Source organism: Streptomyces asoensis (assembly GCF_013085465.1).
Classification (GTDB): domain Bacteria; phylum Actinomycetota; class Actinomycetes; order Streptomycetales; family Streptomycetaceae; genus Streptomyces; species Streptomyces cacaoi_A.
This window is the reverse complement of record NZ_CP049838.1, coordinates 3637319-3653166: the sequence shown is the minus strand read 5'-3', so window position 1 is coordinate 3653166 and position 15848 is coordinate 3637319. Positions and strand designations below refer to the sequence as shown.

Annotated in this window: 10 protein-coding genes; 8 read left to right on the top strand and 2 right to left on the bottom strand. The window is 71.5% G+C overall.

Annotated elements, in window-relative coordinates; translation table 11 throughout:
* Positions 1-87: 87 nt before the first annotated feature.
* Positions 88-1128, bottom strand: coding sequence for a hypothetical protein (locus tag G9272_RS45925; protein ID WP_301272133.1), 1041 nt, complete (start codon positions 1126-1128; stop codon positions 88-90).
* 237 nt (positions 1129-1365) lie between these two features.
* On the opposite strand from G9272_RS45925, the gene G9272_RS16205 reads away from it, so the two are divergent.
* The 8 genes from G9272_RS16205 (at position 1366) to G9272_RS16170 (ending at position 14629) form a co-directional block, all read left to right on the top strand.
* Positions 1366-2517 (top strand): glycosyltransferase, encoded by a 1152-nt coding sequence (locus G9272_RS16205; RefSeq protein WP_171397238.1) that lies wholly within the window; start codon positions 1366-1368, stop codon positions 2515-2517.
* 61 nt (positions 2518-2578) lie between these two features.
* Positions 2579-3709, top strand: coding sequence for a hypothetical protein (locus tag G9272_RS16200; RefSeq protein WP_171397237.1), 1131 nt, complete (start codon positions 2579-2581; stop codon positions 3707-3709).
* Between the two features lie 48 nt (positions 3710-3757).
* Positions 3758-4522: a TIGR03936 family radical SAM-associated protein gene (locus tag G9272_RS16195; RefSeq protein WP_171397236.1), complete on the top strand. Its 765-nt coding sequence runs from the start codon at positions 3758-3760 to the stop codon at positions 4520-4522.
* A gap of 277 nt (positions 4523-4799) precedes the next feature.
* Positions 4800-8906: an Rne/Rng family ribonuclease gene (locus G9272_RS16190; protein ID WP_171397235.1), complete on the top strand. Its 4107-nt coding sequence runs from the start codon at positions 4800-4802 to the stop codon at positions 8904-8906.
* Positions 8907-9383: 477 nt separating this feature from the next.
* Positions 9384-10499, top strand: coding sequence for a DegT/DnrJ/EryC1/StrS family aminotransferase (locus G9272_RS16185; RefSeq protein WP_171397234.1), 1116 nt, complete (start codon positions 9384-9386; stop codon positions 10497-10499).
* Positions 10496-11521 carry a Gfo/Idh/MocA family protein gene (locus G9272_RS16180; RefSeq protein WP_171397233.1) on the top strand — a complete coding sequence of 342 codons (1026 nt, stop codon included), beginning with the start codon at positions 10496-10498 and terminating at the stop codon, positions 11519-11521. The genes G9272_RS16185 and G9272_RS16180 overlap by 4 nt, the downstream gene beginning before the upstream one ends.
* Before the next feature lie 108 nt (positions 11522-11629).
* Entirely contained in the window at positions 11630-13336 is a 1707-nt protein-coding gene (locus tag G9272_RS16175) for a glycosyltransferase family 2 protein (protein ID WP_171397232.1), read from the top strand.
* Between the two features lie 9 nt (positions 13337-13345).
* Positions 13346-14629 carry a nucleotide sugar dehydrogenase gene (locus tag G9272_RS16170; RefSeq protein WP_171397231.1) on the top strand — a complete coding sequence of 428 codons (1284 nt, stop codon included), beginning with the start codon at positions 13346-13348 and terminating at the stop codon, positions 14627-14629.
* A gap of 77 nt (positions 14630-14706) precedes the next feature.
* On the opposite strand, the gene G9272_RS16165 is transcribed toward G9272_RS16170, so the two are convergent.
* On the bottom strand, positions 14707-15837 hold the full coding sequence (locus tag G9272_RS16165; RefSeq protein ID WP_171397230.1) for an acyltransferase family protein: 1131 nt from the start codon (positions 15835-15837) through the stop codon (positions 14707-14709).
* Between the last annotated feature and the right edge of the window lie 11 nt (positions 15838-15848).

Below are 15848 nucleotides of genomic sequence, written 5' to 3'. Positions count from 1 at the left end.
GCGGCGGCCCTGCGGGGTATCGCGACCCATGCCCGGAGGTCAGTCGGCGGACCTCCGGGCATCGCTTCTAGCGTGGTGCCGCGTCCGTCACGAGCCGCCGTTGACGGCGCCCACCAGCGGCTGGAGGGTCACCTTGGTCCAGGGGTTGGGCAGACCGTTGGCGTCGTTGCAGTTCAGACTGGCCGGGTTGGTCGTACCGACCGCGACGCAGGTGGTCTCCCAGACCTGGCCGGTGGTGGTCATGACGTCGAACTTGACGGGGTTCCCGGCGTTGGCGTTGTGCCCGTTGACGGCGGCTCCGCAGACGAAGCCCACGTCACGTCCGTCGGGGTCCAGGCCGCCCGCGGGGTAGTTCGGGTGGGTGCTGAGGTCCGTCCACAGGAACGGGCGGGGCGTGACGCCGCGGAGGTCGTGGATGCCCGCGTACGTCACTCCGCCGGTCAGTGCGACCCTCAGCTCGAAGCCGTTGGCGTCCTGCGAGGCGTCGATGTCGGAACAGGGTCCGGTCGCGCCGGTCGAGCCGGTGGCACCCGTGGGGCCTGTCACGCCGTCGACGCCTGCCGTGCCGGTGGCTCCCGTGGGTCCGGTGGGGCCGGGTACGCCGTCGGTGCCTGCCGTGCCCGTGGTGCCTGTGGCGCCGGTGCCTCCCGTGGGGCCGGTGGGTCCGGTGGGGCCTGTCACGCCGTCGACGCCTGCCGTGCCGGTGGTGCCGGTGGCGCCCGTGCCTCCGGTGGGGCCGGTGGGTCCGGTCGGGCCCGTCACGCCCTGCTGACCCTGGGTGCCCGTCGAGCCGGTGGCGCCGGTGGAGCCCGTCGGTCCTGTCGGGCCGGTCGCGCCGGTGGCGCCGGTGGATCCCTTGTCGCCCTTGGGACCCTTAGGACCCTTGGGGCCGGTGGGACCCGTCGGGCCCTTGCACTTGTCCTTGCCGCCGGCCTCGATCGCCCTCGGGTTGTGGTGCTCCGGCTTGTGGTGCCCCGGCCTGCACTTGTCGCCGGCGGAGGGGAGCTCCGCCTGTACTCGGTCGGTGATGCTGCGGGCCGCCGCCGCGGCCGGGCTGATCACGCCGGCCGACAGGATCACGGCGAGCGAGGCCACCATGCCGGCCTGCTTGCATCTGTGGCGGGCCACCGGCCCAAGGAGGGAATACGGTCCGAACTCTGGTCGCATCAAGTGCTCCTAGCCTCGACCGGTCCGGGCACTCCCCGAACCTGAGGGCGAGCTTGACCCGAGCGAACGGGTTCACGCGAGGCATGAGGTCCAAAAGATATTTTTTATCGACGTATCGGACTAATTGATGCGTACTGATGGGGTACTCCTCGCGTGGAGCGGACGGCCGGGGAGTGGACCTGTGTCACCTTGACGCCCGTGACACATCAGACCCTGTGCCTGTGCATGATCGTCAAGGACGAGTCGCGCGTGATCGAGCGCTGCCTGGAGTCCGTACGGCCCCTCATCGACTACTGGGTGATCTCCGACACCGGCTCGACGGACGGCACACAGGATCTGATCCGCAAGGTGCTCGACGGCATCCCGGGCGAGCTCCACGAGGAGCCCTGGGTCGACTTCGGGCACAACCGGACGCAGAACATCCAGCACGCCCGCGGCAAGGCCGACTACCTGCTCACTCTCGACGCCGACCACGTCATGCGCCAGGACGCCCCGCTGCCCCGGCTGACGGCGGGCTCGTACATGCTGCGTTACGACACCCCGGGCACCCAGCACCGCTTCAAGCACCTCATGCGGGGCGACCGGGCCTGGCGCTACGAAGGCGTCACCCACGAGTACCCGTGCACCGACGGCCCCGACCGGCAGGAGAACCTGGACGCGCTCGTCATCGAGGACCACGCGGACGGCGGCTGTCGCAGCGACAAGTTCGAGCGCGACGCGCGCCTGCTGCGGGGCGAGTTGGAGCGCGACCCCACCAACGCGCGCACGGTCTTCTACCTCGCCAACACCGAACGCGACCTGGGCCATGTGGACGAGGCGATCGCACTGTACGAGCGGCGTGCCGAGCTGGGCGGCTGGGGCGAGGAGGTCTACTGCTCGCTCCTGGAGGCCGGGATCCTGCGGGCGGAGAAGGCGGACGACTGGCCCGGTGCCATGAACGCGTTCTCCCGCGCCTGGGAGTCCCGCCCGGCCCGTCTCGAAGCCGTCTACGAACTGGCCTCGCGACTGCGCCTCCAGAGCCGTTACCACACCGCGTACGCCCTGCTCTGCGCGGTCGTCGGCAGGGGTGAGCCCGACGACCTGCTCTTCACCAAGTCCTGGGTGTACCGGTGGGGTCTGCTCTTCGAGTTCTCCATCTGCGCCTACTGGGTCGGCGACCACCCGGCCGCCGTCCGGGCGTGCGACACGCTGCTGGCGATGCCGGACCTGCCCGATGCCGTCCGCCGTCAGACGGAGACCAACCGCGAGTTCTCCGCACCGCACGTCCAGGCCGTCCCCCGGCCGGCCGGCCCGGAACGCCGTCCGAAGGCGTCCCGGGCGGGGAAGGCGGCGCGACCCCGGAAGAAGTAGCCCGCCCCTGACACACCCTCAGCAGCGCATCCACCGGGGCGGCTGTAGCGTCTACGTCGTTATGGACCTGGAGAAACCGCCCGCCGGACCGCCCGCGCAGCCGCCCGTGCGGGAACCCGAGGGGTGCCTCGTCGTGGCGATCCGGCTGCCCGTGCGGATCGTCGTGCTCGTGCTGGTCGTGCCCGTGCGGATGGTGTGGGACGCGCTCGTCGTCGTGGGGCGGCTCCTCCGGGACACGGTGCTCCGGCCGCTGGGGCGGGCCCTGCTGTGGCTCGGGAAGGCGCTGTTCGTCCGGCCGTTGATCGGACTGTGGCGGTACGTCGTCGTCCCGGTGGGCCGGGCACTCGGGTGGCTCGTACAGGTGCTGCTCGTGGTGCCGGCGGTGTGGTCCTACCGGTACCTCCTGACTCCGGTCGGGCACGGCATCGCGTGGCTGGCGCGCGGGATCGGGGCCGGGCTGGCGTGGGTGTACGCGCGCGTGCTGACGCCGGTCGGGCATGCGGGCCGGTGGCTGCTGAAGGGGATCGGGGCTCTTCTCGCCGCCGTCGGCGTCGGCGCGTACACCGCCGTGGCGTGGCTGGTGCGCCATCTCCTCGTCGTTCCGGCCGGCTGGGTCCACCGGTGGATCCTCGCGCCGGTCGGGCGGGCGATCGCCTGGTGCGCACGAGGGGTGTGGCGGCTCCTGGCGCTGCTCGTCACCGGGATCGGCCTGGTCCTGTACTGGACCGCCCGGATCCTGGTCGTGCTGCCCGCGCTCTCCCTGTGGCGCTGGGTGCTCGCGCCCGTCGGCCGCTTCCTGGCGGTCGTCGCGCGTGAGGTGGGGGACGCCCTCGGGCTCGCCTGGCGGATCGCCGGACGGATCTCGCGGGCCGTCGGACGGTTCCTCGGGACCCTCTTCCGGTGGATCTTCGTGGAGCCCGTGCGCTGGGCGTACCGGACCGTCCTCACACCGGTCGGGCATGCCGTCCGGGATGCCGTGCTGCGCCCCGCCGCCCGTGCCGCGCGCAGCGTCGGCCGGGCCACCCGGCAGACCCTGGCCGCCGCCCGGGAGACGGCCCGGCAGGCCCGCGCGGACGTGCGCCGGATGCTTTTCGGGGAGTCGCGGGAGCGGGAGGCGGTCGGCCGGCGGGAACCATCCGGAGCCGAGACACGTACTCTTGGTAGTAGTACGACCGCTCTCACGAAGGACTGAACGACACTGGGCAAGCGACAGCCCGAAGGCCCGCCGCCCGCACCCGCGGTGCAGCGCATCCGACTGCGCTACACCAAGCGCGGCCGCCTCCGGTTCACCAGCCACCGTGACTTCCAGCGCGCCTTCGAGCGTGCGTTGCGCCGTGCCGAGGTGCCGATGGCGTACTCGGCGGGGTTCACGCCGCATCCGAAGGTGTCGTACGCCAATGCCGCACCCACCGGCACGGGCAGTGAGGCGGAGTATCTGGAGATCGCGCTCACCGCGGCGCGTGACCCGGAGAAGCTGAGAATCCTCCTCGACGAGTCGCTGCCCACCGGGCTCGATGTCGTCGACGCGGTCGAGGCCCGGACCTCGGGGCTCGCCGACCGGCTGACGGCCTCCGTGTGGGAGCTGCGGCTGGACGGGGTGGACCCGGCCGACGCCGATCGCGCGGTGGAGGCCTTCAACAAGGCCGACGCCGTCGAGGTACAGCGCATGGCCAAGAACGGCGTCCGAACCTTCGACGCCCGCGCCGCTGTCGTACAACTTGAGACGCACAGTGAACCTGCTGATAGGCCGACGGACCAGCCCTGTGCGATACTGCGGCTGGTTGTTCGGCACGTGACGCCTGCCGTACGACCCGACGACGTCCTGTCCGGTCTTCGCGCCGTGGCCGACCTGGCGCCGCCGGTCCCCGCTGCGGTGACCAGGCTGGCGCAGGGGCTGCTCGATGAAGAGACCGGCACGGTGACCGACCCGCTCGCGCCCGACCGCGAGGCAGCTCAGGCCCCCACAACGGCCGAACCCGCTGCCGCCGCGAAGGCGCCCGCGTAGGGAAGGTTCCGCGAAGGAACGTACGTCGTAGCGCCGCCCTCGTACTCGGGAGCCACCTGGGTCGGGCGGCGAACCGACCAGAAGACTTTCGCCAGGCCGTACGCATTCGGCGTACGGAACCGGCGAGACAGGACACAGAGAGCTCCCGTGCGGCGCCCGCGCCCCGGACGGCGGCACCGCGCATCGCGCGAGCCGCGGACGTCAACGGTGATCGATCCCTCGTGATCGACGCCGGACCAGGCGCGGCGCCCGGGAGCCTGACGGGAGAAACGCCCGCATGCTCGAGCCAACCGAATCCGCAGAGTCCGCCACGGACTCCGAAGCGAACACCCCCAGCGACACCCTGCCGCCGCGTCGTCGGCGCCGTGCCGCATCCCGACCGGCGGGTCCGCCGGTCGCCGGCGCCGACACCTCGGCCGAGATCACCACGCCGGCCATACCGGCCGTGGAGTCCGCCGAGCAGTTGGCGGAGGAGGACCTCGAGGACGAGGCCACCGAGGCAGTTGAGGCCGCTCAGGCCGACGGCACGGCCGGCACCAAGGCCGAGGAAACCGCCGAGGCCGCGCCGCGTACCCGGCGCCGGGCCACCCGCCGTGCCTCCGCGCCCGCCGGGGCTCCGGCCGCCGCCGAGGCCGCCGAGACCGTGCTGCCCGTGGCCGCCGCCGAGGTGAGCGCGCCCGCCGTGGAGGAAGCCCCCGCCGAGGAGGCTGCCGCCGAGGACGCCGCTCCTCGCCGTAGCCGTCGCCGGGCCACGCGTCGCGTGACCACGCCTTCCGAAGCTCCGGCCGAGGTCGTCGAGACCGCCGTCGAGTCCGAGCCCGTCGCCCAGGTGGCTGACGAAGCGCCCGCCGAGGCCGCGCCCCGTACGCGGCGCCGGGCCACCCGTCGGGCGACCGCGCCCGCCGGTGCGCCGGAGGCCGAGACGCCCGCCGTCGCCGCCGAGGCCGAGGCTTCGGCCGTGACCGACGAGGCGCCCGCCGAGGCCGCGCCCCGGACCCGCCGTCGCGCCACCCGCCGGGTGACCGCGCCCGTCGAGGCCGAGGTTTCCGAGCCGGCCGTCACCGCTGCCGTCGCCCCCGTCGAAGAGGCGAAGGCTCCCGAGGCGCCTGCCGCTCCGGCCGAGGCCACCCCCGCCGCCGAGACCGCCGACGAGGACGCCGGTTCGCGTCGTGGGCGTCGTCGTGTGGTCCGTCGGGCCGCCGGAGGTTTCTCCGCGCCCTCGCAGGAGAGCGCGGAGGCCGACGCGCCGCGTCGTCCGGCGCGGCCCGCGGTCGCCGTGTTCCAGGCGCCCGTGTTCGCCGAGCCGCAGTTCCAGACGCCGCAGCGGGCCGCAGCCGAGGCTGCCGCCGCCGGGGTCGAGGTGACGGAGACCGAGGAGCCCGAAGAGGTCGAGGTGACTCAGGAGGCTCAGGAGGCTCAGGAGGAGCCGACCGGGTCGCGTCGTCGCCGTCGTCGCCGGGCCGCCGGTACCGGCGAGGAGGCCGAGACCGGCCGGACCGTCGCGGCCGCCGCGCCCGCCGAGACCCCTGCCGCGGACGAGTCGGAGACCGAGCCGGAGGAGGCCGACGAGGCCGACGACGTCGTCGACAGTGACGACGAGACCGAGGAGACCGGGTCGCGTCGCCGTCGCCGTCGTGGTGGCCGTCGCCGTCGTCGTGGCGATGCCACCGACGGCGAGGGGGACTCCGGGGAGTCCGAGTCCGACGATTTCGCCGCCGAGCAGGCCGCGCAGGACGCCGAGGACACCGCCGAGCAGGAGGACGAGGACGCGGAGGACGCCGAGGAGGAGGCCGGTGGCTCCACCGCCGGCAGCCGTCGTCGCCGTCGCCGTCGTCGTCGTGCCGGTGACTCCTCTCCCGAAGCCGAGCAGGCCGACGGGGACCCGGAGCGTACGGTCGTCAAGGTCCGTGAGCCGCGCAAGCCCTCCGAACCGTCCGACGAGGTGCAGTCCATCAAGGGCTCGACCCGTCTCGAGGCCAAGAAGCAGCGCCGCCGGGAAGGCCGTGAGCAGGGCCGCCGACGGGTGCCGATCATCACCGAGGCCGAGTTCCTGGCCCGCCGCGAGGCCGTCGAGCGCGTGATGGTCGTCCGCCAGAGCGGCGAGCGCACCCAGATCGGCGTCCTGGAAGACAACGTGCTCGTCGAGCACTACGTCAACAAGGAGCAGGCCACCTCCTACGTCGGCAACGTGTACCTGGGCAAGGTCCAGAACGTGCTGCCGTCGATGGAGGCCGCCTTCATCGACATCGGCAAGGGGCGCAACGCCGTCCTGTACGCCGGTGAGGTCAACTTCGAGGCGCTCGGCATGGCCAACGGGCCGCGTCGCATCGAGGCCGCCCTCAAGTCGGGTCAGTCGGTCCTCGTCCAGGTGACGAAGGACCCGATCGGCCACAAGGGCGCCCGGCTGACCAGCCAGGTCTCGCTCCCGGGCCGCTACCTCGTGTACGTGCCCGAGGGCTCGATGACCGGCATCAGCCGCAAGCTGCCCGACACCGAGCGGGCCCGGCTGAAGACGATCCTCAAGAAGATCGTCCCCGACGACGCGGGCGTCATCGTGCGCACCGCCGCCGAGGGCGCGAGCGAGGACGAGCTGCGCCGCGATGTCGAGCGACTCCAGGGGCAGTGGGAGGACATCCAGAAGAAGGCGAAGAACGGCGGCAACGCCCCGACGCTGCTGTACGGCGAGCCGGACATGACCGTCCGGGTCGTGCGCGACATCTTCAACGAGGACTTCTCCAAGGTCATCGTCAGCGGTGACGAGGCCTGGTCGACCATCCACGGGTACGTCTCGCACGTCGCGCCCGACCTGACCGACCGCCTGAACAGGTGGACCTCCGAGGTCGACGTCTTCGCCACGTACCGGATCGACGAGCAGCTCGCCAAGGCGCTGGACCGCAAGGTCTGGCTGCCCAGCGGCGGTTCGCTGGTGATCGACCGGACCGAGGCGATGATCGTCGTCGACGTCAACACCGGCAAGTTCACCGGTCAGGGCGGCAACCTCGAGGAGACGGTCACCAGGAACAACCTGGAGGCGGCCGAGGAGATCGTGCGCCAGCTGCGGCTGCGCGACCTCGGCGGCATCATCGTGATCGACTTCATCGACATGGTGCTGGAGTCCAACCGGGACCTGGTGCTGCGGCGCCTGCTGGAGTGCCTGGGCCGTGACCGTACGAAGCACCAGGTCGCCGAGGTGACCTCGCTGGGGCTCGTGCAGATGACCCGTAAGCGGGTCGGCCAGGGGCTGCTGGAGTCGTTCTCCGAGACCTGTGTGCACTGCAACGGGCGCGGGGTCATCGTCCACATGGAGCAGCCGACCGCGGTCGGTGGCGGCGGCAAGCGCAAGAAGCGCGGCCGCGGTGGCGACGGACAGGGCCACGACCACGAGCAGGACATGGTGACGGTCGACGTCGTCGAGTCGTTCGTGGACGCCGGGCAGGAGACGGAGAGCGAGGCCGAGGTCGCCGCCGAGGTGGCCGAGCCGGTTGCGCTCGCGGCCCCCGAGTTCGCGCCGGACGAGGAGCTGTACAGCAGCATCGCCGAGGCGGAGGCCTCTGCCACGCGTGGCCGGGGCCGCCGTCGGGCGAGCCGCCGGGCGTCCGCTCCGGCGGGTGCGCCGAGGGGCGGCGCGTCGCGCAGGGCGGGCGGCTCCGAGGCGAGCGCCACGGAGGAGCCCGTCGAGGCTGCCGTCGAGGCGCCCACCGCGCAGGACGTCACCGCCGAGGCGGAGGCCGAGCGTCCGGTGCAGCCGGCCGAGGCGGTCACCGCGCAGGCCGAACCGGTCGCCGTCGAGGACCCGGTCGTCGAGGCTCAGGTCGCCGAGGCCCCGGTCGTCGACGAGGCCGCGCCCAAGGGCCGTACCCGTCGTCGCGCCACCCGCAAGGTGTCCGCGCCGGCCGGTTCGCCCGCCGGGGCGGAGGCCGCCGTGCTGACGGTCGCCGAGCCGTCGGTCGCACCGGCCCCGGCCGCCGAGGTCGCTCCGGTGGAGCAGCCCGAGGCGGAGCAGGTCGCCGAGCCCGTCGTCGAGAGCGCGGCTCCGGCCCGCCCGCGGCGCCGCGCCGTGCGCAAGGCCACCGCGCCGACCGCGTCCGAGGAGACGGCCGTCGTGGTCGTGCCGTCGGTCGTGGAGACGGCCGCCGAGGAGATCGAGGCGCCCGCCGAGGAGGCGGAGGCAGCTCCGGCGAAGAAGGCGGCCGCGCGCAAGACGGCGAAGAAGGCCACGGCGAAGAAGGCCGCCACCAAGAAGACGGCGGCGGTGAAGAAGACGGCCGCGAAGAAGACCGTCGCCAAGAAGACGACGGCGAAGAAGGCCGCGAAGACGGTGTCGAAGACGACGGCGGCGGCCCAGCAGGGCCAGCCGACGGTCTCGGCCTCGACGGAGGAGTGACTCCGGTCCTTCCGGTTCCTCTCCGACTCCGTCCGACTCTTCGTGAATCCGGCTGAGTCTGGCTGACCGTCACGCGGGCACCCGGTATCCCCCGGGTGCCCGCGTCGCGTTGCGTTCAGCGGCGAGTTACTCTGTGTCTCGCTTGTGATGGAGCGCACGCTCTCCGTGAGTTTCACTGTGGTAACCCTGGGGAAAATCGCTGTCCGCGTGCTGGTAACGTGCACTGTGGTCCCGGTGGCCAAAGATATGCATACCGTGACCCCGGCCGATGAGCACATCCGGTCTTCCACCGGACGCGGCTGACTTCCCGCAAGGAACCCTCAGGGGGGCGGGGTCCTGTGTACAACCCGTCCGCCCCGCTCACCGGCATCGGCGGACAACACCAGGGATGCGGCCGTGCTGAGTATCGACACGGTCTCTTCCCGACCATGCAAGACGTGGTGCGGCTTAGAGGTCGCCGTAGAGGAGGGGATGTCGATGACCGACGCCCATGAGTTCGTACCGGCCGCCAAGCCCGTGATCGGCGAGGAGGAGATCGAGGCCGCGGTGCGCGTACTGCGCAGTGGCATGGTCGTCCAGGGGCCCGAAGTGGCCGCCTTCGAGGAGGAGTTCTCGGAGCTCGTCGACGGGCGTCACTGCGTCGCGGTCAACTCCGGTACCTCAGCGCTGCACCTCTCGCTTCTCGCCCTCGGCCTCGGCCCGGGCGACGAGGTCATCGTGCCGTCGTTCTCCTTCGCCGCCTCCGCCAACGCGGTACGGCTGGTCGGCGCCGACGTGGTCTTCGCCGACATCGACCCGGAGACGTACTGCCTGGACCCGGCCGCCGTCGAGGCCGCCCTGTCGCCGCGCACCGCCGCGATCATGCCGGTGCACCTGTACGGTCACCCGGCCGCCATGGACAAGATCATGGCGATCGCCGAGCAGCACGGGCTCGCCGTGATCGAGGACGCCTGCCAGGCCCACGCGGCCGCGCTGCACGGCACCCCGGTCGGCGCCTTCGGTGCCGCGGGCACCTTCAGCTTCTACCCGACGAAGAACATGCACAGCCTCGAGGGCGGCATGATCTCCACCGGCGACGCGGAGACCGCCCGCACCCTGCGCCTGCTGCGCAACCAGGGCATGGAGAAGCGCTACGCCAACGAGATCGTCGGCGCCAACGTGCGCATGACGGACGTGTCCGCCGCCATCGGCCGCGTCCAGCGCGGCAAGCTGAACGGCTGGACCGAGCAGCGCATCGCCAACGCCGCGTACCTCACCGAGCACATCACCGCGCCGAACGTGATCACGCCGAAGGTCGCCGAGGGCGCCCGGCACATCTACCACCAGTACACGGTGCGCGTCCTGGGTGACCGCGACGCCGCCATGGCCAAGCTGACCGAGGCCGGCATCGGCAACGCCGTGTACTACCCGACTCCCATCCACCGGCTGAAGCCGTACTGGGAGCCGGACCAGAAGGCGGGCCGTGACTGGGACCTGCCCGAAACGGACCGCGCGGCCGCCCAGGTCGTGTCCCTGCCCGTGCACCCGGCCCTGTCCGCACAGGACCTGGAGCGCATCGTCACCGCCGTCAATGCTCTGGGGGAGCAACTGTGAGTACCGGGAAGTCGCTGCGAGCGGGACTCGTCGGCCTCGGTTCCATGGGGCGTCACCACGCCCGCGTCCTGTCGGGTCTGGAGGGCGTCGACCTCGTCGGCGTCGTCGACCCGATGGGCGACAAGTTCGGCGCCGCCCAGGGCGCGCCGATCCTGAACACCGTCGAGGAGCTCATCGCGCTCGGCGTGGACTACGCCGTCGTGGCCTGCCCCACCGCCCTGCACGAGCCGGTCGGCCTGGCGCTCGCCGAGGCCGGCGTGTGCGCGCTGGTCGAGAAGCCGGTCGCCGACACCGTCGAGGGTGCCCGTCGTCTCGTCGAGGCCTTCGAGTCGCGCGGTCTGGTGGCCGGCGTGGGTCACATCGAGCGCTGCAACCCGGCGCTGATGTCGCTGCGCGCCCGTCTGGAGGCCGGCGAGCTCGGTGACGTCTACCAGGTCGTCACCCGCCGCCAGGGTCCGTTCCCGCACCGCATCGCGGACGTCGGCGTCGTCAAGGACCTCGCCACCCACGACATCGACCTCACCGGCTGGGTGACCGGACGCCAGTACGTGTCCATCGCCGCGCACACCGTCTCCAAGAGCGGCCGTGAGCACGAGGACATGGTCTCCGCGGTGGGGCGTCTCGACGACGGCACCATGGTCAACCACCTGGTGAACTGGCTGAGCCCGCTCAAGGAGCGGTTCACCTCGGTCACCGGTGAGCGCGGCTGCTTCATCGCCGACACCCTCACCGCCGACCTGACGTTCCACTCCAACGCCGCCGTGACCACCGAGTGGGAGGCCCTCCAGGCATTCCGCGGCGTGTCCGAGGGCGACATGATCCGCTACGCCATCCCGAAGCGCGAGCCGCTCCAGGTCGAGCACGAGCTGTTCCGGGACGCGGTGCTCGGCAAGCCCGCCGACATCTGCACCCTGCGCCAGGGCATGCGCACCGTCGAGGTGGCGGCGGCACTCCTGGAATCGGCCACGAGCAACACCAGCGTTACCCTTCCGGTGGAGGACCTGGCCGTCCATGGCAGCTGAGCATCACACATCGGGGGAACGGTGCGTGCTCGGTAGGACTCCTATGTTCTGTGAGACTTTCCCCGCAGGACCCAGCCACGCCGGCTGGCGGAGACCAGGAGCCCGAGAATGAGTGCTGCGCCCGACGTCAGCGTCGTCGTCGCGGTCTACAACACCATGCCGTACCTGACGGAGTGCCTGAACTCCTTGGTGCAGCAGAGCATCGGACGGGAGCGGCTGGAGATCGTCGCTGTCGATGACGGTTCCACCGATGACAGCGGCCGCGAACTCGACCGGTTCGCGGCGCTGTACCCGGACACCGTCAAGGTGATCCACCAGCCGAACTCCGGTGGCCCGGCAGCGCCCAGCAACCGGGCGCTGGAGGTTGCCACCGGCCGGTACTTGTACTTCATAGGCTCTGACGACTACCTCGGTGAGGAAGCGCTGGAGCGCATGGTGCGGTGTGCCGACAAGTACGAGTCGGACGTCGTCGTCGGCAAGATGGTCGGCACCAACGGTCGGTACGTGCATCAGGCCCTTTACAAGAAGAGCGACCCGGACGTCAGTCTGTACGACTCGCCGCTGCCCTTCACCCTGGCCAACACAAAGCTGTTCCGGCGGGAACTGGTCGAGAAGTACAAGCTGCGCTTCCCCGAGCACCTGCCCGTGGGCAGCGACCAGCCCTTCACCATCGAGGCCTGCGTGCGTGCGCGCAAGATCTCGGTGGTGGCCGACTACACCTGCTACTTCGCGGTCAAGCGGGGCGACGCCAGCAACATCACCTACCGCGCCGACCACCTGGCACGGCTGCGTGCCACGGCTGAGATCATGGACTTCACGGCCGGTCTCGTCGAGGCGGGCCCCGGGCGGGACGCGTTGCTGCGACGGCACTTCACGTGGGAGCTCGCCAAGCTCGTCCAGGACGACTTCCCGGGCCTGGACCGCGCACTCCAGCAGCAGATCTGTGCGGGCATCGCGCGGCTCGCCGATGTCTACTTCACCGACGGCATCCGCGATGCGATGGACGTCAAGCGCCGGGTGCGCATCGCGCTGGCGCAGGCCGGCGCCATCGACGAGCTGGCCGAGGCGATCAGCTCGGAGAAGGAGTACGGGGCGCCGCCGTTCGTCATCGAGGGCGAGTGCGCCTACGCCCGGTACGCCGGCTTCCGCGACCCGCGCATCGGCCTGGCCGACCGGGTCTACGAGCTGGTCGGGGAGTCGGTTCCGGGCCGTCTCGCCGAGGGGACCCGGCTGCTGGCCTCCGCCTGGGAGCAGCAGGGCGAGACCCTCACCTACACGGTGTCCGTGCGGGTGCCGGTCCTCGGTGACGTCGACGGCACGGTGCTGCGGCTCGTCAAGGGGGCCATGCCCAAGTCGGCGAACAAGCCCGGCGCACGTCGGCTGAAGCCGGACCACGTCCTGCCCGCGCCGGTGGGCGAGATGACGGCGGAGCCCGCCGACGACGGCGCGGCGACCGTGCTGCACGCCCGGGTCCCGCTGGAGTACGTCACCGCCAAGCGCGGTGTGCGGGTATACCTGTATGTCGCCGGTTCGACGTACGAAATCCCCGTGCGGGGCAAGGATCTGCCCATGCCGCTGGCCCGCCAGTGGGGCCGGGAGGGGGACCCCTACCGCGCGTCGGCCCTGGTGAACGACAAGGGGCGGGTCGTGATCGACACGGCCCAGATGCACCCGCCGAAGAGGGAACGGATCCTCCGGGCGCTGGCAGCTCCCGCCCGGAAGCTGAAGTCCCTGGCCGTCCGCGTGAGGTCGGTCGGTGTCAGGAAGTTGAAGTCCGCCGGTTTCAAGAAGTCGACCGGTTCCAAAAGGAAGTAGCGACCCTCCATGAACATCTGTGTAGTAGCACTCGGCAAGATTGGCCTCCCGCTGGCCGTGCAGTTCGCCTCCAAGGGCCACCGGGTCATCGGCGCGGACGTCAACGAGAAGGTCGTCGAGCTGGTCAACGCCGGCATCGAGCCGTTCCCCGGCGAGCACGACCTCGACGTCAAGCTGAAGCAGGCCGTCGACGCCGGGCTGCTGAGCGCGACCACGGACACCGCGTCCGCCGTCGCCGAGTCCGAGGCCGTGGTCGTGGTCGTCCCGCTGTTCGTGGACGCCGAGGGCACCCCGGACTTCGGCTGGATGGACTCCGCGACGAAGGCGATCGCCCAGGGCCTCAAGCCCGGCACGCTCGTCAGCTACGAGACCACGCTGCCGGTCGGCACCACCCGCACCCGCTGGGCGCCGATGCTGGCCGAGGGCTCGGGTCTGACCGCGGGCGAGGACTTCCACCTGGTGTTCTCCCCGGAGCGCGTCCTCACCGGCCGCGTCTTCTCCGACCTGCGCCGCTACCCCAAGCTGGTCGGCGGCGTCGACGAGGCGTCCGCCGCCCGTGGAGTCGAGTTCTACGAGGCGGTCCTCGACTTCGACGTCCGCGACGACCTGCCCCAGCCGAACGGCGTGTGGGACCTGGGCACCGCCGAGGCCTCCGAGCTGGCCAAGCTCGCCGAGACGACCTACCGGGACGTCAACATCGGCCTGGCGAACCAGTTCGCGCGCTTCGCCGACAGCAACGGCATCGACGTCAAGAAGGTCATCGAGGCCTGCAACTCGCAGCCCTACAGCCACATCCACCAGCCGGGCATCGCCGTCGGCGGTCACTGCATCCCGATCTACCCGCGGATGTACCTGTGGAACGACCCGGCCGCGACCGTAGTGCGCTCCGCCCGTGAGGCGAACGCCGCGATGCCCGAGTACGCCGTCGACCTGCTGGCCGCCGCCTATGGCGACCTGACCGGTGTGAACGTGCTGGTGCTGGGCGCCGCCTACCGCGGTGGCGTGAAGGAGACCGCCTTCTCCGGCGTCTTCCCGACCGTCGAGGCCCTCAAGGCGCGGGGCGCGGTGCCGTTCGTCTCGGACCCGATGTACACGGACGAGGAGCTCGCCGCCCACGGTCTCACCCCGCACGCGGGCGAGAAGGTCACCGCGGCGATCCTCCAGGCCGACCACGCCGAGTACCGCACGCTGACCCCGGCCGACCTGCCGGACGTCACCGTCCTGGTCGACGGTCGCCGTACGACGGACCCGGAGGCCTGGAAGGGCGTCCGCCGCGTCGTCATCGGCGGCTGAGCGACACCCGCGTAACAGACGGCTCGGGCCCTTCCTCGTACGGACGAGGAAGGGCCCGAGCCGTTCTTCCGCGTCGACTACTGTGCGCCCACGGTCGGCCGGGGGTCGGGTCGGCCGGAGTGCTGCACGGACGGTCCGGCGCGGCGCAGCCACCGTTCGGCCGGGTGCTCCACCCAGTGGTAGGCCGTGCCCGCGGCAGCCAGGCTGACGACCAGCACACCCGCCCAGAACAGAAGCGTTTCGGCACCCGGGGCGGGCTTGCCCCAGTGGAAGACGGCCGCGCGGATCACGATCTCGTGGATGAGGTACCAGGCGAACGACCAGTGTCCCAGCCTGATCATCCAGGTCCCGCCGAGCCCGGTGCGCCTGCCGTCCAGGTCGGCACGGGCGGCCGCGCAGATCAGGGCCGCGAAGATCGGGGCCGAGAGCCACTGCGAGGCGGTGTAGGGGCTGTACCAGAGGGCGTCCGGGACGGCGTGCGACCACGGGATCAGGGCCAGGTGCCAGCCGACGACGAGTCCCACGGCCGCCCACAGGGGCACGGGGGGCCGCCAGCCGCGCTTGAGCGCCAGACCGGCGACCACACCCAGCACGAACTGTAGGGCGCGGGTCAGCGGCAGGTAGTCCAGCGCCCAGCTGCGGGTGGTGGGCGAGAGGCCCGACAGGGCGGGCCACAGCACGAGGGCGACACAGGTGACGGCGACGGCCGTCCAGACCCAGACCCGGGCGCGGCGGCCCGCGAGCAGAGCCAGCAGCGCGGGGAAGATCAGATAGAAGAAGGCCTCGTCACTGAGTGACCAGGCTGCCGGGTTGCCCCCGGTGAACATCACCGGCTGCGGGAACCAGGCGTGCACCACCAGCAGCGTCGCGGCCACCGCATCGAGCCGTACGGCATGGCCCATGACGGCCCATACGGCGACGGACAGCCCGACGCTGACGGCCAGCAGTGGCCAGATGCGGGCGAAGCGCCGCCACAGGAAGACCTTGGTGGGGATCCGGACGCCGTCGTACGTCCAGGCGAGGACGACGCCCGACAGGACGAAGAAGAACGTCACACCACTACGGCCGTACCAGACCGTCTCGCTGAGGTACGGGACGGTGCCGACCTGGCGGGACAGGTGGTACAGAACGACGAGCAGAGCCGCCCAGAAGCGGAGCCCGGTCAGCGACGGAAGCCGGTCGCGACCGGGCCCGGGTATGGAGGTCAATGGAGGTCCTT

Coding starts and splice junctions, on each gene's coding strand:
- G9272_RS16200 (WP_171397237.1), top strand. CDS start 2,579: ATGGACCTGGAGAAACCGCCCGCCGGACCGCCCGCGCAGCCGCCCGTG.
- G9272_RS16190 (WP_171397235.1), top strand. CDS start 4,800: ATGCTCGAGCCAACCGAATCCGCAGAGTCCGCCACGGACTCCGAAGCG.
- G9272_RS16185 (WP_171397234.1), top strand. CDS start 9,384: ATGACCGACGCCCATGAGTTCGTACCGGCCGCCAAGCCCGTGATCGGC.
- G9272_RS16175 (WP_171397232.1), top strand. CDS start 11,630: ATGAGTGCTGCGCCCGACGTCAGCGTCGTCGTCGCGGTCTACAACACC.
- G9272_RS16170 (WP_171397231.1), top strand. CDS start 13,346: ATGAACATCTGTGTAGTAGCACTCGGCAAGATTGGCCTCCCGCTGGCC.